The organism is Pseudonocardia sp. TMWB2A (assembly GCF_017312135.1).
The window spans coordinates 25,042-45,805 of record NZ_QKQY01000002.1; the positions used below are offsets into that span (position 1 = coordinate 25,042).

At 74.2% G+C, this 20,764-nt stretch carries 23 protein-coding genes; 15 read left to right on the forward strand and 8 right to left on the reverse strand.

Features of this window, described 5'->3' with window-relative positions; all coding sequences use genetic code 11:
• Position 1 precedes the first annotated feature (1 nt).
• Positions 2-844, reverse strand: a complete 843-nt coding sequence (locus DMP17_RS14425; RefSeq protein WP_337829804.1) for an AraC family transcriptional regulator — start codon at positions 842-844, stop codon at positions 2-4.
• A gap of 49 nt (positions 845-893) precedes the next feature.
• Here DMP17_RS14425 and DMP17_RS14430 point away from each other — a divergent pair, with 49 nt between their 5' ends.
• On the forward strand, positions 894-1,337 hold the full coding sequence (locus DMP17_RS14430; RefSeq protein ID WP_226356500.1) for a DUF2000 domain-containing protein: 444 nt from the start codon (positions 894-896) through the stop codon (positions 1,335-1,337).
• Here DMP17_RS14430 and DMP17_RS14435 read toward each other — a convergent pair.
• Both DMP17_RS14435 and DMP17_RS14440 read right to left on the reverse strand, forming a co-directional pair.
• A complete protein-coding gene (locus DMP17_RS14435; protein ID WP_226356499.1) occupies positions 1,312-1,611 on the reverse strand; it encodes a hypothetical protein in 300 nt (99 codons plus the stop codon). The genes DMP17_RS14430 and DMP17_RS14435 overlap by 26 nt on opposite strands.
• A gap of 17 nt (positions 1,612-1,628) precedes the next feature.
• Positions 1,629-3,002, reverse strand: a complete 1,374-nt coding sequence (locus DMP17_RS14440; RefSeq protein WP_226356498.1) for an MFS transporter — start codon at positions 3,000-3,002, stop codon at positions 1,629-1,631.
• A gap of 222 nt (positions 3,003-3,224) precedes the next feature.
• Between DMP17_RS14440 and DMP17_RS14445 the strand changes: the two genes are divergently transcribed.
• The 12 genes from DMP17_RS14445 to pqqE all read left to right on the forward strand — a co-directional run bounded on the left by DMP17_RS14445 (position 3,225) and on the right by pqqE (position 14,461).
• Positions 3,225-4,619 (forward strand): hypothetical protein, encoded by a 1,395-nt coding sequence (locus tag DMP17_RS14445; protein ID WP_337829805.1) that lies wholly within the window; start codon positions 3,225-3,227, stop codon positions 4,617-4,619.
• 23 nt (positions 4,620-4,642) lie between these two features.
• Positions 4,643-5,134, forward strand: coding sequence for a ribonuclease HI (gene rnhA, locus DMP17_RS14450; protein ID WP_226356496.1), 492 nt, complete (start codon positions 4,643-4,645; stop codon positions 5,132-5,134).
• 24 nt (positions 5,135-5,158) lie between these two features.
• Positions 5,159-7,255, forward strand: a complete 2,097-nt coding sequence (locus DMP17_RS14455; RefSeq protein ID WP_226356495.1) for a prolyl oligopeptidase family serine peptidase — start codon at positions 5,159-5,161, stop codon at positions 7,253-7,255.
• A gap of 258 nt (positions 7,256-7,513) precedes the next feature.
• Positions 7,514-7,720: a rubredoxin gene (gene rd, locus DMP17_RS14460; protein WP_337829806.1), complete on the forward strand. Its 207-nt coding sequence runs from the start codon at positions 7,514-7,516 to the stop codon at positions 7,718-7,720.
• A gap of 19 nt (positions 7,721-7,739) precedes the next feature.
• Entirely contained in the window at positions 7,740-8,501 is a 762-nt protein-coding gene (locus DMP17_RS14465) for a ribonucleotide-diphosphate reductase subunit beta (protein WP_226356494.1), read from the forward strand.
• Between the two features lie 552 nt (positions 8,502-9,053).
• Entirely contained in the window at positions 9,054-9,518 is a 465-nt protein-coding gene (locus DMP17_RS14470) for an MSMEG_3727 family PQQ-associated protein (RefSeq protein WP_226356493.1), read from the forward strand.
• 13 nt (positions 9,519-9,531) lie between these two features.
• Positions 9,532-11,220 (forward strand): PQQ-dependent dehydrogenase, methanol/ethanol family, encoded by a 1,689-nt coding sequence (locus DMP17_RS14475; RefSeq protein ID WP_337829807.1) that lies wholly within the window; start codon positions 9,532-9,534, stop codon positions 11,218-11,220.
• 50 nt (positions 11,221-11,270) lie between these two features.
• Positions 11,271-11,363 (forward strand): pyrroloquinoline quinone precursor peptide PqqA, encoded by a 93-nt coding sequence (pqqA, locus tag DMP17_RS14480; protein WP_060712366.1) that lies wholly within the window; start codon positions 11,271-11,273, stop codon positions 11,361-11,363.
• Between the two features lie 67 nt (positions 11,364-11,430).
• Positions 11,431-12,324, forward strand: coding sequence for a pyrroloquinoline quinone biosynthesis protein PqqB (gene pqqB, locus DMP17_RS14485; RefSeq protein WP_337829808.1), 894 nt, complete (start codon positions 11,431-11,433; stop codon positions 12,322-12,324).
• A 1-nt stretch (position 12,325) separates the two neighbouring features.
• Entirely contained in the window at positions 12,326-13,033 is a 708-nt protein-coding gene (gene pqqC, locus DMP17_RS14490; protein ID WP_337829809.1) for a pyrroloquinoline-quinone synthase PqqC, read from the forward strand.
• On the forward strand, positions 13,020-13,382 hold the full coding sequence (gene pqqD, locus DMP17_RS14495; protein ID WP_226365495.1) for a pyrroloquinoline quinone biosynthesis peptide chaperone PqqD: 363 nt from the start codon (positions 13,020-13,022) through the stop codon (positions 13,380-13,382). Before pqqC ends, pqqD begins: the two co-directional genes overlap by 14 nt.
• Positions 13,379-14,461 (forward strand): pyrroloquinoline quinone biosynthesis protein PqqE, encoded by a 1,083-nt coding sequence (gene pqqE / locus DMP17_RS14500; RefSeq protein ID WP_337829810.1) that lies wholly within the window; start codon positions 13,379-13,381, stop codon positions 14,459-14,461. The genes pqqD and pqqE overlap by 4 nt, the downstream gene beginning before the upstream one ends.
• A 28-nt stretch (positions 14,462-14,489) precedes the next feature.
• On the opposite strand, the gene DMP17_RS14505 is transcribed toward pqqE, so the two are convergent.
• The gene (locus DMP17_RS14505) at positions 14,490-15,146 is read right to left on the reverse strand and encodes an SMI1/KNR4 family protein (RefSeq protein ID WP_337829811.1); all 657 of its coding nucleotides are present in this window, start codon (positions 15,144-15,146) and stop codon (positions 14,490-14,492) included.
• A 119-nt stretch (positions 15,147-15,265) separates the two neighbouring features.
• Here DMP17_RS14505 and DMP17_RS14510 point away from each other — a divergent pair, with 119 nt between their 5' ends.
• Positions 15,266-15,643 (forward strand): FKBP-type peptidyl-prolyl cis-trans isomerase, encoded by a 378-nt coding sequence (locus tag DMP17_RS14510; protein WP_226356486.1) that lies wholly within the window; start codon positions 15,266-15,268, stop codon positions 15,641-15,643.
• Positions 15,640-16,143: a metallophosphoesterase family protein gene (locus tag DMP17_RS14515; protein ID WP_226356720.1), complete on the forward strand. Its 504-nt coding sequence runs from the start codon at positions 15,640-15,642 to the stop codon at positions 16,141-16,143. The genes DMP17_RS14510 and DMP17_RS14515 overlap by 4 nt, the downstream gene beginning before the upstream one ends.
• Positions 16,144-16,149: 6 nt before the next feature.
• Here DMP17_RS14515 and DMP17_RS14520 read toward each other — a convergent pair whose 3' ends face one another.
• The 4 genes from DMP17_RS14520 to DMP17_RS14535 form a co-directional block, all read right to left on the reverse strand.
• Positions 16,150-16,389, reverse strand: a complete 240-nt coding sequence (locus DMP17_RS14520; RefSeq protein ID WP_226356485.1) for a hypothetical protein — start codon at positions 16,387-16,389, stop codon at positions 16,150-16,152.
• A gap of 19 nt (positions 16,390-16,408) precedes the next feature.
• A complete protein-coding gene (locus DMP17_RS14525) occupies positions 16,409-17,506 on the reverse strand; it encodes a sodium:calcium antiporter (RefSeq protein WP_337829812.1) in 1,098 nt (365 codons plus the stop codon).
• 180 nt (positions 17,507-17,686) lie between these two features.
• Entirely contained in the window at positions 17,687-18,781 is a 1,095-nt protein-coding gene (locus DMP17_RS14530; RefSeq protein WP_226356483.1) for a TerC family protein, read from the reverse strand.
• A gap of 260 nt (positions 18,782-19,041) precedes the next feature.
• Positions 19,042-20,736: a metallophosphoesterase gene (locus DMP17_RS14535; protein ID WP_337829813.1), complete on the reverse strand. Its 1,695-nt coding sequence runs from the start codon at positions 20,734-20,736 to the stop codon at positions 19,042-19,044.
• Positions 20,737-20,764 lie beyond the last annotated feature (28 nt).

The following is a 20,764-nucleotide window of genomic DNA, read 5'->3' on the forward strand; positions in this document are numbered from 1 at the left end:
CTCAGCGCACCGCCGGGCCGCTGCGGGCGTAGCGGCCCGGCGTGACCCCGACCAGCCGCACGAACCGGCGGTGCAGGTGCGCCTGGTCGTGGAACCCCACCGCCGCGGCCGTCGCGGCCGGCGGGGTCCCGTCCAGCAACAGCGACCGCGCCCGTTCGACGCGGCGGGCGTCGAGGTAGCGGTGCGGCGGCAGCCCGAAGCGCCGCGAGAAGGTGCGGACCAGGTGGCCGGGGTGGGCGTGCAGCAGCCGCCCGGCCTCGGCGAGGGTCACCCCGTCGACCAGCCGGGCGTCGAGCAGGTCCCGCAGCCGGCCGGCCAGGTCGTCCGCCGGTGCCGGGCCGGGCCCGGCGGCCGGGTCCAGGTGAAGGGCGAGGCGTTCGGCGACGAGCGCGAGCCTGCTCTCGGCGTGCAACTCCTCCCCCGGCACCACCAGCGCGCGGTGCAGCTCGTCGAGCCTGCGGCGCAGGACGGGGTCGGCCACGCCCGGCCGGTCGACCGCGGGGCCGACCAGACCGCCCGTCCCGGACGCCCCCGGGTCGAGCGCGGCGGGGTCGAGGTAGAGGACCCGCTTGCGGAAGCCGGAGCCGCCCGCCGCGCGTCCGTCGTGCGCGACCCCGGGCGGCAACAGCGTCACCGGGGCCTCCTCGGTCCCGTGCGGACGGCGGTCCAGGTCGTAGCGGACGGCGCCGTCGTCGACGATCAGGACGGTCCACGTGGAGTGCGCGTGCAGCGGGTACCGGTGCCGGACGAAGCGGGCGTGCAGCACCTCGGCGATGCCCGGCACGCGCTGCGGCCGCCAGGCGGTGACGGCCTCGTCCGGCGCCCGCGGCCCGGCCCCGTTCATGTGAGGAACGTACAAGAGTGCGGGGGTTCGGCCGTCGAGGATCGACGACGTGACCATCTCCGCCCCGCTCCCCTCCTCCCCCGCACGCCCCGCCACCAAGATCGCCGTCGTGCTGCGTGACGACCTGCTCGGCTGGCAGGTCGCGAACGTGACCGCGTTCCTCGCCGCCGGGGTCGCGGCCGGTGTCCCCGAGCTGATCGGCGAGCCCTACGCCGACGCCGACGGCACCGCCTACCTGCCGACGCTCGGCCTGCCGGTGCTCGTGCGCGCCGGGGACGCGACGACGCTCGCGGCCTGCCGGGCCCGGGCGGTCGGCCGCGGGCTGCCGGTGGCGGTGTTCACCGCGGCAATGTTCTCCACCGGCAACGACCACGACAACCGTGCGGTGGTCGCCGCGGCCCGGGCCGAGGAGCTCGACCTGGTCGGGGTGGCGCTGCACGGGCCGCGCAACGCCGTCGACAAGATCCTCAAGGGGACGACGACCCATCCGTGACGGCCGGCGGGGCCAGCCCGGCGTCGTCGAACAGCTCCCGCCAGCGCGCCGCCGGGAGCCGGTCCAGCGGGCGGTCCGCGGACGCCCACGCCTCGGCGACGGCGCCGGGCAGCAGGTCCGCGCCGACCAGCCCGGCGTCGGTGAGTTCGGCGAGCAGCTGCGGCAGGCGGTGCCCGCCGACCCGGGCGACGGCGGCGTCCCAGTCGGCCCGGGTGAGCGGGCGGTCGCGGTCGAGCAGCGCGTTGACGGTGATCTCGTAGAGGGCCTGGCTCACGCGGTCAGGATGCCCCCTCAGCCCAGCTCCTCCAGCGCGAGTCCGGTGGAGCGCGGACCGAGCAGGCCGACGTCGAGGCACAGCAGCACGATGAGCCCCGCCGCGCCGCCGAACACCGCGACCGGTCCGGCCGTGGCCAGCAGCGGGACGGCGATGAACGGGAGGAACGCCGACGTCGCCCGGGACAGCGAGTAGGCGATCCCGCCGGCGGTGGAGCGGATCGTCGTCGGGAAGATCTCGGCCTGGTAGATGTGGAACGCGTTGGAGAACACGTTGCTCACCGCGGTCAGCAGGAACCCGGAGCCGACGATCACCAGCGGTGTCGACCCGGCCGCGAACACGATGCCGAGCACGCCGATCGCGAGCGCCGAGGCGATGATCAGCCACTTCCGCTCGAACCGTTCGACCAGCGGGACCGAGGCGAGCGAGCCCAGCGGGTACCCGGCGAAGCTGAGCGCGGCGTAGCCGAGCGACTCGGTGATGTCGAAGCCCTTGGCCACCAGGACCAGCGGCGCGAGCGTGCCGAAACCGTAGTAGGCGACGGTCTGGAGCACCTGGAAGATCAGGAGCATCACCGTGCGGGTGCGGTAGACCCCGCTGAACGCGGTCCGCAGCACCGCCAGGGTCGAGCCGGCGCGCGGCTCCCCGGAGTCGGCCGTCGACACCTCCCCGTCGACCGGGGCGCCGGCCCGCCGGGCCACGTCCGCCGCGACGGCGGCGGCCTCCTCGCGCCGCCCGTGGGTGACCAGCCAGCGGGGGGACTCGGGCAGCACGCGGCGCAGCACCAGCACGAAGAACGCGCCCAGGCCCCCGGCGACGAGGAGCCAGCGCCAGCCGTCGACGCCCGCGATCGACTGCGCCGCGACGAGCCGGCCGCCGAGCAGCGCGGCCACCGGCACCCCGAGGAAGCCGACGGTGTACGCCCACGCCGTCCAGCGGCCGCGCACCCGCCGGGGCAGGAACTCCGCCAGGTAGGTGTCGACGAGCACCAGCTCGGCGCCCAGCCCGAGGCCGGCGAGGAAGCGCAGGACGAGGAACGTCTCCAGGTTCGGGGAGAACGCCGCCGCCACCGAGAACAGCGAGTAGGTCAGCAGGTTCAGCAGGAACACGGTGCGCCTGCCGAACCGGTCGGCCGCGATCGACAGCAGGACCGCGCCGACGAACATCCCGAGGAAGCCCGACGACACCACCGCCGCCTTGCCGATCGAGCCGAGCGCCCACTGGCGGGCCAGGATCGGGGCGAGCACGCCGCCGAGGAACACCTCGTACAGGTCGAAGAACGACCCGATCCCCACGAGGACGACGAGTCGCCGGTGCCATCCCGACAGCGGCAGCGACTCCAGCACCGCCGCGGGTCCGCTCGTGGCCGTCGTGGGCCGTGCCTCGGTCATCGCCGCCTCCCTCGCCGTCGTTGGCGTTGCTCACCATTACACATCGCAACGATGTCGTGCGGTGACCGGTACGGGACGGGCGGCGTCCGGCAGGACCGCCGGGAGGGGCGCGACGGACGGTCGTCGTGCACGGACGGTCACCGTTACGAGGCGACCGGCCGCCGTTACTGCTCCGAACGGCCGCTGTTCGGGGGCGGTCGGCCCGCTTAGCGTCCCGGACCGATGAGCGCTCCCCACGCCGACGACCGCACCCCCGCGCGCCCGGAGGGCCGCCGCAACGGGCATCCGACGACGCTGCTGACCGGCGCCGCGCCCACCGACGGCGACCCGGCCCCCGGCACCGCCGCACCCGCGCCCGGCACGCCCGGCCCGGTCCCCGCCCCGCGCGCCGGGGACGGGGCCGCCGACCCCGCCGGGACGCCGCCGGAGCCCGCACCGGAGCCCACCGAGCTGACCGGACCGGTGGACGTCCGGAACCGGCCGGGCCCGCGGACCCCGCCGATGCCCTGGCCCGCCGTGCCCGCCGAGGAGCGGCCGGTGGGCGGGGTCCCCGCACAGCGGACCGGCGCCGGCGGGGCCGGGAGCGACCGGACCGGCGGAACCCCGGGCGGCGGTCGACCGGGCCAAGCCCCGTCCGCGGACCCGACCGGCGCCCCGGCCGGCAGCGGAGAGATGCCGGCCGTCGCACCACACGCGGCTCCCGGCGCCGGACCGCGGTCGGTGCCGGACACGGGCCCGAACCGCGGACGTGCCGCGGGCCCGGGCTCGGCACCGACCGCGGGGGCCTCGGCCGGACAGCACGCGGCGCCGGGCGGGTGGTCCGCCGCGCACCCCGGGGCCCGCCCGGTCGCCGGTCCGCACGCACCGTGGGCCGCGGTGCCGACGCCCGGCCGCGCCCCCTTCCCCACCGCGCCCTGGGCGGCACCGGTGCCGGGCGGTCCGGTCCGGGGCGGCCCGCGCGCCGCCGCACCCGTGCCGGTCGTGTATCCGCCCGGCCACGCCGCGTCCGGGACCCCCGCCGGCCGCTGGGACGCCCTGCGCGACCGGCTGTCCGCGGCCCGGCTCCCCGACGGCGGGCTGCGTGGCGCCGTCCCGCACCGGGCCGCGGCGATCGCCGTGGCCGCGACGCTCGTGCTGGCCGCGGCGGTGGTCGTCGCCGCCTACGTGGGATCCGAGCGCACCGGCGACCCCGGCGCACCGCAGGGGTCCGGCACCGGTGCCGCACCGGTGGCGGCCCCGGCGGACCTGGTCGCGGGCACCACCGCGGCCGACCCGGCCGCGTTCGGGTCACCGGCGTCGTTCACCTCCCCGACCGGCAACATCTCCTGCCGCATCACGGGCGGCGCCGGGGACGGCGCTGTCCGCTGCGATGTCACCGCCCGCACCTGGTCGGCGGGTGACTGCCCGGACGCGGCGCTGGTCGTCGGCGGGCCGGCGGGTGCCCGCACCGAGTGCGGCGGCGCGCCCGTCGGCTCCGGTGCGGCGGTGCTCGACTACGGCACCCACCTCACCGAGGGCGACGTCACCTGCGTGAGCTCCCGGACCGGCGTCGAGTGCCGCGACGCCCGTACCGGCGCCGGGTTCACCGCGGCCCGGGCGGCGTTCCGGCTCTACTGAGCCGCCCGCTAGCGTCACCGGCCGTGAGCACCGCCGACCCGTCCGTTGTCGTCGAGATCTTCACCGACGGTGCCTGCGTCCCGAACCCTGGACCGGGCGGGTGGGGTGCGGTGCTGCGGTACGGCAGCCACGAGCGCGAGCTGCACGGCGGCGAGCCGGAGCGCACGACGAACAACCGGATGGAGCTGACCGCCCCGATCCGCGCGCTGGACGCGCTGACCCGGCGCAGCGTCGTCCACCTGCACACCGACAGCACCTACGTGCGCAACGGCATCACCCAGTGGCTGCCGCGCTGGCAGGCCCGCGGCTGGCGGACCGCCGCCGGGGAGCCGGTCAAGAACGACGACCTGTGGCGCGAGCTCGACGCCGCCGTCCGCCGCCACGACGTCACCTGGTTCTGGGTGAAGGGGCACGCCGGGCACCCGGAGAACGAGCGCGCCGACCGGCTCGCCGCCCGCGGCTGCGAGGAGGCGGGCGGACGCGCGTCCGGGAAGCGGCCGTCCCGCACGCGGTGACGCCGGGGAGATAGCGTCGGCCGCGTGGCCGACTCGTTCCCCCGCCTGCACGCCCGCACCCGCCGCTTCACCCTCGGGGTCCCCCGCGGGTTCACCGTCGCCCCGGACGGGTCGCGGGCGGTGTTCCTGCGCAGCCGGTCCGGCACCGACCCGGTCACCTGCCTGTGGTCGGTCGACGCCGCGACCGGTGCCGAGCGGCTGCTCGTGGACCCGGCGTCGGTGCCCGGGCTGCCCGGCGAGGAGGACCTGCCCGCCGCGGAGCGGGCCCGGCGCGAGCGGGTCCGGGAGCAGGCTGGCGGCGTCGTCGGGTACACCACCGACGCCGCGGTCACCCGCGCCGTGTTCGCGCTGTCCGGGCGGCCGTTCACCGTCGCGCTGACCGGGGAGCCGGACGTGCGCCCGCTCGACGTCGGCGGGATCGAGGCCGTGGTGGACCCGCGTATCGACCCGAACGGGGCCCGGGTGGCCTTCGTCGCCGAGGGCGCGCTGCACCTGCACGACCTCACGACCGGCACGACGACGGCCGTGCTCACCCCCGACGGCGACGACGTCTCCTGGGGCCTTCCCGACTTCGCCGCGGCCGAGGAGATGGACCGCCACCGCGGGTTCTGGTGGTCCCCCGACGGCGGCGCGCTGCTCGTCGCCCGGGTCGACGAGTCGCCGGTCGCGCGCTGGCACATCGCCGACCCGGCGCACCCCGACCGCGTCCCGGCCACGGTCCGCTACCCCGCCGCCGGCACCCCGAACGCCCGGGTGGGGCTGGTCGTCGTCGCGCTCGACGGCAGCCGCACCCCCGTGACCTGGGACGACGAGACCTACGAGTACCTCGCCACCGCGGGCTGGGACGCACACGGCCCGCTGCTGTCGGTCCAGCCGCGCGACCAGCGCGAGGTCCGCACCCTGGCCGTCGACCCCGCAACCGGGGAGACCACCACGCTGCACTCCCAGACCGACCCGGTGTGGGTGGAGAACGTGCCGGGCGTCCCGGCGCGCACCGCGTCCGGGGCCCTGGTGCGCGCCGAGGACTCCGGCGGGGCGCGCCGGCTCGTCGTCGGCGACACCTACCTGACCGGCCCGGAGCTGCAGGTGCGCGGGGTCGTCGGCATCGACGGCGAGACCGTCCTGTTCCGCGCCTCGACGGAGCCGACCTCGGTGGCCGTCTGGTCGGTGACCCCGGGGTCCGAGCCGGTCGCGGTGACGCCGACGACCGGGGTGCACGCCGTCGCCGCGGCGGGGGGCACCACCGTGCGCGTGTCCCAGGACCTCGCGACGGCGCCGCACGCCGTGCTCGTCACCGCCGCCGGGGCCGAGCACCCGGTCGCCGGGCACGCCGTCGACCCCGGATTCGACCCGGCCCCGGTGCTGCACTCCTTCGGTGAGCGGGAGCTGCGCACCGCGGTGTTCCTGCCGTCCGGCCACGTGCCCGGGACCCCGCTGCCGGTGCTGCTCGACCCCTACGGCGGCCCGCACTCCCAGCGGGTGCTGCAGGCCCGCAACGCGCACCTGACCAGCCGCTGGTTCGCCGAGCAGGGTTTCGCCGTGCTGGTCACCGACGGTCGTGGCTCCCCCGGCCGCGGCCCGGAGTTCGACCGCGCGATCCACGGCGACCTGGCGGGCCCGGTGCTGGAGGACCAGGTCGCGGCCCTGCACGCGGCCGCGGAGGCCTACCCCGACCTGGACCTGGGGCGGGTCGGGATCCGCGGCTGGTCGTTCGGCGGGTACCTGTCCGCGCTGGCGGTGCTGCGCCGGCCCGACGTCTTCCACGCGGGCATCGCCGGCGCGCCGGTCACCGACTGGACGCTCTACGACACCCACTACACCGAGCGCTACCTCGGGATGCCGGGCGGCGAGCCCTACACCCGCTCGTCGATCATCGACGACGCCGCGACCCCGCCGACCGCGGACCGGCCGCACCGCCCGCTGATGGTCGTGCACGGTCTCGCCGACGACAACGTCGTCGCCGCGCACACCCTGCGGCTGTCCTCGGCGCTGCTCGCGGCCGGGCGTGCCCACCAGGTGCTGCCGCTGTCCGGCGTCACCCACATGACGCCGCAGGAGGTCGTCGCTGAGAACCTGCTGCTCCTGCAGGTCGGGTTCCTCCGGGACGCGCTCGGCGCCTGAGCGCGAACACGTGTTTCACCGATTCCGACGATCACCGGCGCCGGCCGGACCTGATCTCCGGACACCGCGTCGTCGCAGGTGAGGGCGCCACGCGTCCGTCCGTGACCGGACGCGCGGCGGTCCCCGGTGCCCGCGACGGGACTCCGGGCCCGCTTGCGACCCCGCTCACACTGTGGCTCCCTGGGCCGGAGGGACACCTCCGCCGGACCCGGTCACGGGCGACCGGCGGGCGTGGGCGACGACGCCGTGGGGAGCAGCATGACGATGTCCGACCAGGCCACGCGGTCCCTGTGGATCTGCGAGCCGTGCGGCTTCGTCTACGACCCGGAGGAGGGCGACCCGGACGGCGGCATCGAGCCGGGCACCCCCTTCGAGGACATCCCCGACGATTGGATGTGCCCGATCTGCGGCGCCGCCAAGTCGGACTTCCGCCCGTTGGAGCCGGGAGAACAGTTCCCGGGGTGAGGACACCGAGACCATGGTCATGATCGCCGGATACGACCATTTCGTCCAGCTGGCCGAGTCGCTGCAGTGGGACGAGACCGACCTCGACCTGGGCCCGGACCGCGACGCGTGGACCCGGCTCGCGCCGGACGAGGCGGCGACCGTGCGCGGGCTGGTCGCCGGCTTCTGCATCGCCGAGGCCTCGGTCGCCGGGCAGCTCGGCTCGTACCAGGCGGCGGCGCTCGACGACACCATGCAGGCCGCGTTCCGCGCCCAGGCCCGCGACGAGGCGCGGCACGCCCGGTTCTTCGACCTGGTCGCCGCGCAGGTGCTGGGCGTCCCCGGCGACACCCCGGCCGACCGGCTGGACGTGCTGCGACGCGAGGTGAGCTCCGAGCTCGTCGACCTGTTCGAGCACCGGCTGCCGGCGACCGCCCGCGGGCTCGCCGAGGACCACACCGGACTGACCGGGGCGGTCGGGCTCTACCACATGGTCATCGAGGGTGTGGTGCTGCTGGCCGGGCAGCACGCGATGCTCCAGACCCTGGACCGGCTGTCCGTCCCGCTGCCGGGCGTGCACCGCGGGACCGAGCTGGTCCTGCGCGACGAGCGCTGGCACATCGGCTTCGGCTCGCGGGTCGTGCAGAGCGCCGAGCTGGGCGGCGAGGAGGCCGACGCGCTGCTCGAACAGGGCGAGACCGCGTCGAAGGTCTGGGGCGGGCTCATCACCCCCGAGGCCATCGCGCTCGCGGTGAAGCAGCACCGCCGTCGGCTGAAGGCGGCGGGCATCAAGTTCTGGTGACACCCCCACGCCGGTCGTCGCCCTTTCGGGAAACATGTGTTTCATTCCTCCGGGCCGGCCGCGTGACCTGCACGGAATGGGCGCGGACGGTTCCGCGGGCGAGGACCGCGGGTGTCCACACCGGAGCCCGCGGCGCCGTCCCGGGTGCGGCGCCGCACGTCACGGCGGGGACGGCCGCCCCGGCCCCCGCGACGGTGCTTGTCGCCGCACCGACGTCACCGATCTCCGGCGGCCACGATTTCCGGGGCGCCCGCCCGCATTTTCCCAGCATTTTCCCGACGCCCCACGGGGCGGTCCGCAGAATTGTTCCCACTGTTTCCGGGCAATCGATTCCGGGCCGCGAGGCCGACACCGCGTAGCCGGTCCTGACCTGCGGGAAGATCGTCCGAGCCGAGCCCGTGACGCTCGTCGGAGATCATTCCGCATTCGAACTCGCGCGTTCATGATCGTCGGCGCAGAATCGGATGGACGCGCGGGGTTGACGCTTACCACCGTGCGATGTGAAGGTGATCACGTACCCACCGACGAATTGCGCTCGGGAGGAAAGTGTCAATGACGACCACCGACAACGAACGCGCCGAACAGCTGGAAGCCGCAGGTCTCGGCGGGCAGAACCGGCTCGCACTCGGCCGGCTGCTCGGCAGCGGGACCATCGGCTACGCCGAGGAGGGACCCGACGGCGTACTCCGCGCGACGATCCGGATCCCCGAGGACGAGATCTGCTACGAGCCCGGGGTCCTCATCCTCCCGCACGGCGGCGACATCGAGCTGACGCTCATCAACGACGACAAGAACACCCACTGCGCGGTGCTGCCCAGCAACGGCGACCCGAAGTTCATCTGGCTGGTGAACCACTCCAAGGGCACCGCCAAGATCAACCTCGACGGGCCGGGAACGTACTACTACGGCTCCGCGAGCGGCAACGACGAGGGCCGCGGTCTCACCGGGTCGATCGTCATCGGGGGCGAGGTACCCGACCACGCCAAGCTCGACCGTCCCCCGCAGCCGCGACCGTAGGAAGGATCCCGAGATGACCGACTACGTCGACGCGGGTGAAGCGATCCCGCACGTGCAGCTGACCAACGTCCGGGGCGAGGCCCCGGCCACGTCCACCGTGGACTACGACCGCATCCGCGGCGCACGCTCCGAGCCGCAGAACTGGCTGACCTACTACGGCACCTACGACGGACAGCGCTACAGCGAGCTCGACCAGATCGACAAGGACTCGATCCGCCGGTTGTCCCCCGCCTGGGTCTTCCAGGCCGGGGCCGTCGGCATGCAGTCCGGTGCGTCCACCTACTCGTTCGAGGCGTCACCGATCGTCATCGAGGGCGTCATGTACGTCTCCGGTCCCGACGGCCGCGCCTGGGCGATCGACGCGAAGACCGGCGAGGAGCTGTGGCGGTACAAGCACGCCTCGCCCTACGACGTGTCGCTGTGCTGCGGCAACGTCAACCGCGGCCTCGCCGTCGGGCACGGCAAGGTGTACATGTACACCCTCAACGCGCACATCGTCGCGCTCGACGCGACGACCGGGAAGATGGTGTGGGACACCGTCAACGGTGACGTCCGCGCCGGGGAGAGCGGCTCGGTCGCGCCGCTGATCGTCAAGGACCTGGTGATCGTCGGCAGCGCCGGCGGGGAGTTCGGCGTCCGCGGCCACCTCGACGCGTTCGACGCGGAGACCGGTGAGCGGCGCTGGCGCTGCTACACCGTCCCGAAGCCGGGCGAGCCCGGCTCGGAGACCTGGCCCGACGACGGCGAGGCCTGGCAGCGCGGCGGCGCGAACTGCTGGGTGACGCCCACCTACGACCCGGAGCTGGAGCTGCTGTTCCAGGGCACCGGCAACCCGGCGCCGGACTTCGACGGCGATATCCGCCCCGGCGACAACCTCTACACCGACTCGACGATCGCGGTGGACGTCAACACCGGCGAGATCAAGTGGCACTACCAGTTCACCCCGCACGACCTGTGGGACTACGACTCCACGATGGAGAACGTCCTGTTCGACGCGCCGGACGGGCGCAAGCTGCTCGCCCACGCGGACAAGAACGGCTACTTCTTCGTGCTCGACCGGACCAACGGCGAGCTCGTGCGGGTGTTCCCGTTCGTCGACCGGATCACCTGGGGCGAGATCACGCCCGACGGCAAGGTGACGCCGAAGATCTACCCCGACGAGGAGGGCGTCCCGGTGCACTTCTGGCCGGGCCCGGCGGGTGGCAAGGAATGGACACACATGTCCTACAACCCGCAGACCGGGTTGATGTACGTGCCCGTCCAGGAGGTCGGGGCGACCGCCACCCGGCGTCGCCGTGAGTTCAAGGAGTCCATCCCCTACTGGGGCGCCGGCGTCGCCGTCGACATCGAGGACTTCTACGGGTTCGTCGCCGCGATCGACCCGCTCACCGGCGAGGAGAAGTGGCGCTGGAACAACGAGTACCCGATGTGCGCCTCGACGCTGACCACCGCGGGCGGCCTGGTCTTCCAGGGCACCCCGACCGGTGAGTTCGTCGCGCTCGACGCCTCGACCGGGGAGAAGCTCTGGTCGTTCCAGTGCGGCAGCGGGCACCACTCCAGCCCGACCACCTTCGAGGTCGACGGCAGGCAGTTCATCGCCGTGCCGACCGGGTGGGGCGGCTGGGTCGAGGGGTTCCTGCCGGGCCTGCTCGGTGCGGCCGCGGGCGACGCGTTGTTCTGCTTCGCGTTGCCCGAGCAGTAGATCCGGCCGACCCCGGGGACCCGAGACGCTGTGAGAAGGGAGGTGATCGCATGGAGTCGACCACCGAGTGGGAGGCGCCGGAGTTCGAGGAGATCGGCTGCGCGCCCGAGGTGACGATGTACATCGCCCGGACCGAGGCGTGAGGTGACCGACGGCCGGGGGCGCGCGAGCAGCGCGCCCCCGGCCGTCGCCGTGCAACGAGGGGGTGCCATGAGGATCCGGGTCCTCGGATCGGCGGCGGGCGGCGGCTTCCCGCAGTGGAACTGCGGCTGTCCGGGCTGCCGGGCGGTGCGCGACGGGTCGCGACCGGCGACACCGCGCACCCAGTCCTCGATCGCCGTCTCCCCCGACGGGCGGCGGTGGTGGCTGGTCAACGCCTCCCCCGACGTCCGCACCCAGCTCGCCGACGCACCCGCGCTGCACCCGACCGGCGACCGGACGACCCCGCTGCAGGGCGTGCTGCTCACCGACGCCGACATCGACCACACCCTGGGGCTGGTGCTGCTGCGCGAGGGCCGCGGGGTGTCGCTGCACGCGACCGCGGCGACCGAGCGGACCCTGCGCGAGGGATCCGGGCTGCTGCCCACCCTGGAGCGGTTCTGCCCGGTGACCTGGACCGAGGTCGTCCCCGGCACCGCCCACGACCTCGGTGGGCTCACCTACCGCGCGTTCGACGCGCCCACCGGCAAGCACGACCGGTTCGGCACCGCCGAGGGCCTGCCCGGCCGCGTCGTCGGGTACCGGTTCACCGACACCGCGTCCGGCCGGTACGCGGTGTACCTGCCCGGCGTGCAGGAGCTGACCCCCGCCGTGCAGGACGAGATCGACGGCGCCGACCTGCTGCTCGTCGACGGCACGACCTGGCACGACGACGAGCTGGTGCGGCTCGGGCTGGCCCGCAAGACCGCGCACGACATGGGACACCTGCACGTCGGCGGCCGCGGTGGCAGCCTGGAGGTGCTCACCGCCCTCGGTGTGCCCCGGATCGTCTACGTGCACGTCAACAACACCAACCCCGTCCTGCTGGAGGACTCCGCCGAACGCGCCGCGGTCGAGGCCGCCGGGGTCGTCGTCGGGTTCGACGGACTGGAACTGGAGGTCTGACATGACCGCTCCGGACACCGCGCTGGTGCGACGGCTGCGGGCGCACGCCGCGCAGTACCACTCGGCGCACCCGTTCCACGTCCGCATGAACGACGGCACCCTCACCCCGGACCAGATCTGCGGCTGGGTCGCGAACCGGTTCGCCTACCAGGAGGCCATCCCGGTCAAGGACGCGGCCATCCTGTCGAACTGCCCCGACGTCGGGGTACGCAGGCGGTGGATCCGCCGGATCCTTGATCATGACGGGGTCCACGACGGGCAGGAACCGGGCAGCGGGAACTCCGGACAGGGGGGCATCGAGGCGTGGCTGCGGCTCGGCGAGGCGTGCGGGCTGAGCCGGTCGGAGATCACCGACCACCGGCACGTCCAGCCCGGGGTGCGGTTCGCCGTCGACGCCTACGTCGGGTTCGCCCGCACGAGGCCGTGGGTCGAGGCGGTCGCGTCGTCGCTGACCGAGCTGTTCGCCCCGGACCTGATGGCCGAGCGGCTGGCGGCGTTCGAGAAGTACTACACCTGGATCGACCCGGACGGGCTCCAGTACTTCCGCAACCGGCTGTTCCAGGCCCCGCGGGACTCCGAGCACGCACTGGAGGTCGTCGTCGCGCACTGCCGCACCCCCGCCGAGCAGGACGCCGCCGAGGCCGCGCTGTCGTTCAAGTGCGACGTGCTCTGGGCGATCATGGATGCGATCGACCATGCCTACGCGTGACGGGTCGACCGCCGCCGGCGCGGCACGGGTCCCGGCGCCGCGACGCGGCGAACGGGCCGCCCGCACGCCCGCGGTCACCGGGGACTCCCGGCCCCGGCTGGGCCGGCACGTGCGGATGCGACCGGACCGCCCGACCGGCGGCTGGGTGCTGCTCGGGCCGGAGACCGTCGTCGTGCTGAACCGGACCGGGCACGCGGTGCTGCGCCTGTGCGACGGCGAGCGCACCGTCGACGACATCGTCGCCGCGCTGGTCGCGGACTTCGACGAGGCCGACGCCTTGGTCGTCGGCGACCAGGTGCGCGACTACCTGGCCCGGCTCGTCGCCCGGAACCTGGTGGCGCTCGGATGAGCGCCCCGCGCCCGTTCGGGCTGCTCGCCGAGCTCACCTACCGCTGCCCGCTGGCGTGCGCCTACTGCTCGAACCCGATCGAGCTGGCCCGCTACGACGACGAGCTGTCCACCGCCGACTGGCAGCGCGTGTTCGGCGAGGCCGCCGCCATGGGCGTGCTGCAGTGCCACCTGTCCGGCGGGGAGCCGCTGCTGCGCCGGGACCTGCCCGAGCTGGTCCGCACCGCCTGCGACCTGGGCATGTACACCAACCTCGTGACCAGCGCGATCGGGCTGTCCCGGCCGCGGGCCGAGGCGCTGCGCGCGGCCGGGCTGGACCACGTGCAGGTCAGCGTGCAGGCCGACGAGCCCGCCACCTCCGACCGGATCGCCGGGATCCGCTCGTTCGACAAGAAGCTGGAGGCGTGCCGGCTCGTCCGGGAGCTGGGCTGGCCGCTGACGGTGAACGTGGTGCTGCACCGGCAGAACATCGAGCGGATCGGCGCGATCGTCGACCTCGTGGAGCGCCTCGGCGCCGACCGGGTGGAGCTCGCCAACACCCAGTACTACGGCTGGGCGTGGCGCAACCGGTCGTCGCTGCTCCCGACCCGCGAGCAGCTCGACCGGGCCGAGGAGGTCGTCACCGCCGCCCGGGCGCGCCTCGCCGGGTCGATGGAGGTCGTGCACGTGCTGCCCGACTACTACTCCCGCTACCCCAAGCCGTGCATGGGGGGCTGGGCGCAACGCCAGCTCACCGTCGCCCCGAACGGCGACGCGCTGCCCTGCCCCGCCGCCCAGACCCTGCCGCTGCCGCGGGCCTCGGTCCGCGACACCGGCCTGGACGAGATCTGGACCTCTGCGCCGCTGTTCACCGCCTACCGCGGCGAGGACTGGATGCAGGAGCCGTGCCGGACCTGCGACCGTCGCGAGGTCGACCTGGGCGGGTGCCGCTGCCAGGCGTTCCAGCTCACCGGCGACGCCGCGGCCACCGACCCGGTGTGCCACCGGTCGCCCGAGCACGGGCTCGTCGAGGACGTGGTGTCCGAGGCGAACCGGCCGGCGCGGGTGGACCTGGAGCTGGCGCCCCGGCCGCACCGCTGAGGCCGGAGCGGCAGCGGGCCGCGCCGGGTCAGCGCAGGTGCGTGGCGTCCCAGAAGCGGTAGGGCCGGTCCGAGGGGTCGACGACCGCGTCGTCGACCTCCGGTCCGGCGGCGATCAGCCGGCGCAGGTAGTCCCCCACGCCGGTCCCGACCACGCGGCGCTCGTCCTCGTCCGGACCGGCGACGACGATCTGCCCGACGGCGCCACCGGGCTCCGGGACGGTGTCGACGACCAGGGCGTTCCCGCCGCCGTCGACGGCCAGCGGCCACCAGCCCGCGTCCCAGTAGTGGGCCAGCACCGGGTCACCGGCGCGCACGGTCACGTGGTCGTGCCCCATGTCGGCGACGACGTCGAGCCAGCCGCGGTACTCCCGCGTCGCCTCGGCCAGGGGCACGAAGCGGTAGGTCGCGGGGAACAGGCTCGTCGCGACCTCCGGGTGCGGGCCGGGGGCGCGCGGGTGGTCGGCCAGCTGGCCGTCGGCGAGCGAGTAGAGCGCCCGCAGCGCGGCCGGGAACTCCCGGCCGAACACCGCCTCGGCGTCGGCCACCGCGCCGGGCTCCGCGGGCGCGCGGAGGTTGGACGAGGCCGGGATCCCGGCCCGTTCCAGCACGTCGAGCCAGCGGGGCCAGTCGGTCGCGACGCCGTCGTCGGGAGCGCCGCCGGAGAGGTCACGGTCACCGGTCACGGTGTGCAGCCTGCCACGACGGGCGGGCCCGGGACGCACCCGCCGGTGGGTTCTGGCAGGGTCGTCGCGCACCCCCGGCCCGCCCCCGCGGGCCGTCCCCGTCCGTGAGGAGCACGTCCGTGTCCGCACCGCAGAAGCCCGCCGTCGAGATCGTCGACGGCCCGCTGCCCACCGACCTCGTGACCGAGGACCTGACCGTCGGCGACGGCCCGGAGGCCAAGCCCGGTGACACCGTCGCCGTGCACTACGTCGGGGTCTCGCAGTCCACCGGCCGCGAGTTCGACAACTCCTACGACCGCGGCCAGCCGCTGCAGTTCGGCCTCGGCGCCGGCCAGGTCATCTCCGGCTGGGACAACGGCGTCGCCGGGATGAAGGTCGGCGGCCGCCGCCGGCTCGTGATCCCGCCGCACCTGGGCTACGGCGCCCGCGGCGCGGGCGGCGTCATCGCCCCGAACGAGACCCTGATCTTCGTCTGCGACCTGGTGGGCGTGCGCTGACCGCGCTCCTGCTGATCTCCGACACCCACCACCCGAGCCGCGGGGCCGCCCACTCCGGTGGGCTCCCCGGGCCGGTGTGGGAGGCCGTCGACGCGGCCGACGTCGTCGTGCACGCCGGTGACTGGTGCTCGGTGGAGCTGCTCGACCGGGTCGAGGGCCGCGCGGCCCGGCTGCTCGCCTGCTGGGGCAACAACGACGGCGACGAGCTGCGCGCCCGGCTGCCGGAGACGGCCCGGGCGACCCTCGACGGGGTCCGGGTCGCGGTGACCCACGAGACCGGCCCGAAGCAGGGCCGCGAACGCCGGGCGCTCGCCGCGCACCCCGGCACCGACCTGCTGGTGTTCGGGCACTCGCACATCCCGTGGGACTCCGCGGCGGACGGGCTGCGTCTGCTCAACCCGGGGTCGCCGACCGACCGGCGCCGGATGCCGACCCACACCTGGATGACGCTGACCCTGCACGACGGCCGGATCGACGACGTCGTGCTGCACCACCTCTGACGCCGGTCAGCCGTCGTCGTCATCGTCGTCGGGCTGCTGTTGCTGCTGGCCCGGCGCCTGGTCCTGCGGGGCCGGGGCGGCCGGGGCCTGCCGGTCGTCGTCGTCCACCCGGGTGGCCGACGGCGGGCCGCCCGCCGGGGCGTCGTCGTCGTCGCGGGCGCCCTCGCCCGTGCCGAACACGAGCACCAGGCCGACCAGCGCGGCCACGACGACGAGCGCCGCGGCCATCCGGTCCTTCGTGAGCATCGGGTCTCCCTGCGGGTGCTCAGTCGTCGACGGGGACGCCGCCGAAGACGGTCAGGCTGATGACGAAGTAGGCGAAGTAGAGCGCGAGCAGCACCACGCCGTGCCAGCGGCGGATCCGCCCGGTGCCCAGGAACACCGCGGAGAGCACGGTGAGCCCGAGCAGCACCGGCAGGTGCCAGACCAGGGCCGTCGGGTCGACCACGATCGCCCCGCCGACCAGCAGGATCACGCCGAGCTTGCCGGTCACCGAGAACACGACGCTGCCGAGCACGTTCGCGACGGCGATCTCGGGCGCGCCGCGCCGGGCCGGCTCGACGGTGATCAGGATGTCCTCGAGGGACAGCGCGAGCGTCGCGATGGTGACCCCGAAGACCGTCCCGCTGATCGCCCAGGTCTCGAGGATGCCCTCGGTGCCCTGCCCGGCGATGAGCGCGCCGACGACGAGCCCGATCAGCGCGATGACGGCGAACAGGATGGTCCGCCCGGGCGGCTGGGCGCGGGCCTTGAGGAAGCCGTCGTCGACGCGCAGGTCCTCGGGCAGCCGGAACCCGGGGCTGCCGGCCGCCGCGTCGGTCCGCGGCGGGCCGCTCGGCGCGACCGTCGCCGTCGTGCTCCCGCCCGCGGCGACCCCGGCCTTCTCCAGCTGCTCGTAGACCTCGGCGTTGCGCCAGACGGGCCGCCGGGCGGAGTACTCGCGGTAGGCGATCCAGCCGACGAAGGCGACGAACAGCAGGATCAGCACGACGCCGGTCCCGGCGGTGAGCAGCCCGCCGAGCGCGAGCAGGAACATCACCACCGGGGCGGCGACGTAGAGCGCGAGGTAGTCGCGCGGGACCTCGACCCGGGTCGGCGCGATGATCGCGGCGAGCGCGAGCACGATGCCGGTCAGCGCGATCGTGGTGCCGATGACGGTGCCGAGCGCGACGTCGCTGAGGTCCTCCATGTTCAGCACGACCCCGAACGCGAGGTCGTCGAACTCGATCCCGGTGAAGACGACGGCGATCAGGAACAGCGAGATCGCCCAGCGACTCGCCACCCCGACCAGATAGCCGATGAGCTTCTCCGCGCTGTAGACCAGCACGGCGACGCCCAGGACGAACTCGATCACCGGGATCATGCGTCAGCCCCTCGCTACGACGCCAGGATCACCCGATAGTGAACTGGACCACGTGACGAAGCAACACTTGACAATCACCGGGCTGGACGTTTCGCCTGGTCACAGGCGCGGCGCGCCGGGCGGGGCGGATCCGACACGGCCCCGCCCCGGTGTCCGATGCGGATCCGAGGGGCCGGGGTCTCAGTCGCGCGGGGGCGCGCTCACCCGGTGGTCGGCCTGCTCGTCCTGGGCCTCGATCTGCGCGGCCTCCTCCTTGGTGCGGGCCAGCGGCGGCGCGGTGATCCCGCTGCCCTGCTCGGCCAGCTCCGGCTTCATCCGGACCGCGATGAGGCTGACGATCGTGGTGAGCGCGAGGACGCCGACGATGACGCCGAGCGAGAGTCCGATCCCGACCTCGGGGACCGGGACCGGCTGCCCGCCGTTGATGAAGGGCAGCTCGTTCTCGTGCAGGGCGTGCAGGGCGAGTTTGACGCCGATGAAGGCGAGCAGCACCGCGAGGCCGTAGGAGAGGAAGACCAGCTTGTTGAGCAGCCCGCCGAGCAGGAAGTAGAGCTGGCGCAGCCCCATCAGCGCGAACGCGTTCGCGGTGAAGACGAGGTAGGGCTCCTGGGTGAGGCCGAAGATCGCCGGGATCGAGTCCAGGGCGAACATGATGTCGGTGACGCCGATGGCGATCATCACGATCAGCATCGGGGTCAGCCAGCGCTTGCCGTCGATCTTCACGGTGGTCTTGGCGCCGTGGTAGTCGTCGGTGACCGGGAAGGCCTTGCGGACCCACTGCAGGACCCGGCCCTCCTTCCACTCCTCGTCGTCGCCGCCGGCGGCCTGCTTGACCAGCGAGACGGCGGTGTAGATGAGGAACGCGGCGAAGAGGAAGAACACCCAGCTGAAGCGGTCGATGACCGCCGCGCCCGCGGCGATGAAGATGCTCCGCATGATCAGCGCGATCACGATGCCGACCAGCAGCACCCGGTGCTGGTGGAGGACCGGCACCTTGAACGCGGACATGATGATGAGGAAGACGAACAGGTTGTCGACCGACAACGAGTACTCGGTCAGGTAGCCGGCGAAGAACTCGCCGGCGTAGGTGCCCCCGGAGAAGAACCAGACCCCGCAGCCGAACGCGACGGCCAGCGCCACGTAGAAGACGACCCAGCGGGTGACCTCGCCCAGGGTCACGGCGTGCGGCTTGTGGTCGTTGAGCCACAGGTCCGCGCCGATCACCAGCACGAATCCGACGATGGTGACCAACCAGACCCACAGGGGGACGTTCACGGAGTTCCTCCAGACCAGGGCAGCAAGAGACAGCCCGAGGTCTCTCCCGCCACGGCAGCCCGTTCCTGCGGCTGCCGAGCGTGGCCGGTGGTGCCGGGTCCGCTCGCGAACCACGCTCGCGACGACACCGTGCTGACGACACCACCGCGGTAGGGATACTCCCCTGCGGTAGGTGAAGTGTCCTCCCTGGTCCGTTGCATGGCGAGTCGGGGTGACCCAGGGCACCCGGTCGGGGCCGGAAGTCGTCCGTTGTGTCCGGTTCAGCGGTGCGCGCGACGGCTGAGCCGGACCATGTCGATCTCCTCGCCGAGGTCGGTGATCGCATGCACGACGAGACGGGAGTCGGTGCCGCCGGAACCGGGGACCACCGAGCAGCGCAGGTAGGCGTAGCCGAGGTAGCGGGTCCGCGACCAGGTGACGGTCTCGGCCTGCTTCTGGTCGTCGGGACCGGCCAGGAAGCTCGTGACCGGCGCCTGCCCGGTCTCGTGGCCGCGGAAGCTGTCGGTCTCGCCGGGCTGCCAGCGGTAGCGGGGCCGTCCGCCGGAGCCGACGCAGACGTAGGTGGTGCCGTCGGTCTCCGGGTGGACGGTGGAGCGGTCCGGCGCCGGGCGGGTGGGGCGGCCGTCGCGGATGGGGTCGGTGCGCTCGTACTGGTGGTTGTGGCCCTGCACGCACAGGTCGACCCGGTAGCGGTCGCACAGCGGCGCCAGCGCTCGTCGCACCCCGGCGTCGGAGGCGTGCGAGCCCGAGGTGGCGAACGCGCAGTGGTGGAAGAACAGCACGATCCACTCGATGTCCGGGTCGGCGCGCCAGCCGGCCAGGGTCCGCTCCAGCCAGGTCAGCTGGGTGCCGCCGGAGTAGCCGGCGTTGGTCGGGATCTCGGTGGAGAGGTCGTTGGCGTCCACGCTGACGACCCCGACGGTGCCGTGGGTGAACGCGTACACCGAGGGGCAGCCGCGGGGGCCGGTCCCGGGCAGCGCGAGCCGGGCGGCGTGACCGGCGTAGCCGTGCGCGGGGCCGTCGGCCCGGTTCAGGTCGTAGAGCGCCTCCATGTCGTGGTTGCCGGTGGCGAACATCCACGGGGTCGACGCAGCCGAGCGTTCGATCGCGGCGAAGTAGGTGCTCCAGACGGTGGGGTCGAAGCTGTCGTGGGCCTCGTCGTCCTGCGGGGCGCCGTTGCGGACGGGCCTGCCGGCGCCGGAGGGGTCGGCGTAGCAGATGTCGCCGGCGAGCAGGTGGAACGCGGGTGCCTCCGCGGCGACGAGCGCGGTCAGCGCCTCCGCGGGCGCCGGGCTGCGGTGGGTGTCGTCGGGCTTGTAGTGGTTCGGCTCCCCACCGGTGCTCACGCCCTGGTCGGCGAAGGCGGTGAAGGTGAACCGGTGCCGGGTGCCGCGGGGTGCGGCCGTGCGGAAGGTGCTGGTGGCGGTGGTCGTCGTGGTGCCGCCGGGGCCCTCGATGCGGAACCGGTAGACGTAGCGGCTGCCGGGGGCGAGGCCGTCGGCGCGGGCGTGGGCGAACCACTGGCGGGTGCCGCGGATGCCGCCGTCGGCCTGCGGGACCAGGCTCTCCAGCGGGCGGACCTGCACCGGGAGGGTGAGCCCGAACCCGGAGTCGGTGCCGACGTCGACGACCATCCGGCCGGGCGGCGGGGCCGTGGTCAGCTCCCCGGAGAACGACATCGAGCGGGCCGGGTCAGGCCCGTAGGCCAGGTGCCGTCCGACGACGGCGACCGGCGCGGGTGCGGCGGCCGCGGCCACCCCGCGCGCCCAGGGCGACCCGGACGCCGCGAGCGTCGCCAGGACGCCGGCGCCGCCGCGCAGCGCGGTGCGCCGGCTGACGGGGTGGCGTCGCAGGAACGCGGCGAGCCAGTCCTGCTGGTCGGCGATCGTCATGTCGACGGCGAGTGCCCGCGGGACACCGACGCCGGGGGTCTCTCCGGTGGGGTTCACGCTCACACCCGGTGACGGTGCCGGGCCGCGGCTT

Excerpts from the sequence above, each read along its gene's own strand:
- DMP17_RS14425 (WP_337829804.1), bottom strand. The coding sequence starts at position 844 with ATGAACGGGGCCGGGCCGCGGGCGCCGGACGAGGCCGTCACCGCCTGG.
- DMP17_RS14440 (WP_226356498.1), bottom strand. The coding sequence starts at position 3,002 with ATGACCGAGGCACGGCCCACGACGGCCACGAGCGGACCCGCGGCGGTG.
- DMP17_RS14445 (WP_337829805.1), top strand. The coding sequence starts at position 3,225 with ATGAGCGCTCCCCACGCCGACGACCGCACCCCCGCGCGCCCGGAGGGC.
- rd (WP_337829806.1), top strand. The coding sequence starts at position 7,514 with ATGACGATGTCCGACCAGGCCACGCGGTCCCTGTGGATCTGCGAGCCG.
- DMP17_RS14465 (WP_226356494.1), top strand. The coding sequence starts at position 7,740 with ATGATCGCCGGATACGACCATTTCGTCCAGCTGGCCGAGTCGCTGCAG.
- DMP17_RS14470 (WP_226356493.1), top strand. The coding sequence starts at position 9,054 with ATGACGACCACCGACAACGAACGCGCCGAACAGCTGGAAGCCGCAGGT.
- DMP17_RS14475 (WP_337829807.1), top strand. The coding sequence starts at position 9,532 with ATGACCGACTACGTCGACGCGGGTGAAGCGATCCCGCACGTGCAGCTG.
- pqqA (WP_060712366.1), top strand. The coding sequence starts at position 11,271 with ATGGAGTCGACCACCGAGTGGGAGGCGCCGGAGTTCGAGGAGATCGGC.
- pqqB (WP_337829808.1), top strand. The coding sequence starts at position 11,431 with ATGAGGATCCGGGTCCTCGGATCGGCGGCGGGCGGCGGCTTCCCGCAG.
- pqqC (WP_337829809.1), top strand. The coding sequence starts at position 12,326 with ATGACCGCTCCGGACACCGCGCTGGTGCGACGGCTGCGGGCGCACGCC.
- pqqD (WP_226365495.1), top strand. The coding sequence starts at position 13,020 with ATGCCTACGCGTGACGGGTCGACCGCCGCCGGCGCGGCACGGGTCCCG.
- pqqE (WP_337829810.1), top strand. The coding sequence starts at position 13,379 with ATGAGCGCCCCGCGCCCGTTCGGGCTGCTCGCCGAGCTCACCTACCGC.
- DMP17_RS14520 (WP_226356485.1), bottom strand. The coding sequence starts at position 16,389 with ATGCTCACGAAGGACCGGATGGCCGCGGCGCTCGTCGTCGTGGCCGCG.
- DMP17_RS14525 (WP_337829812.1), bottom strand. The coding sequence starts at position 17,506 with ATGATCCCGGTGATCGAGTTCGTCCTGGGCGTCGCCGTGCTGGTCTAC.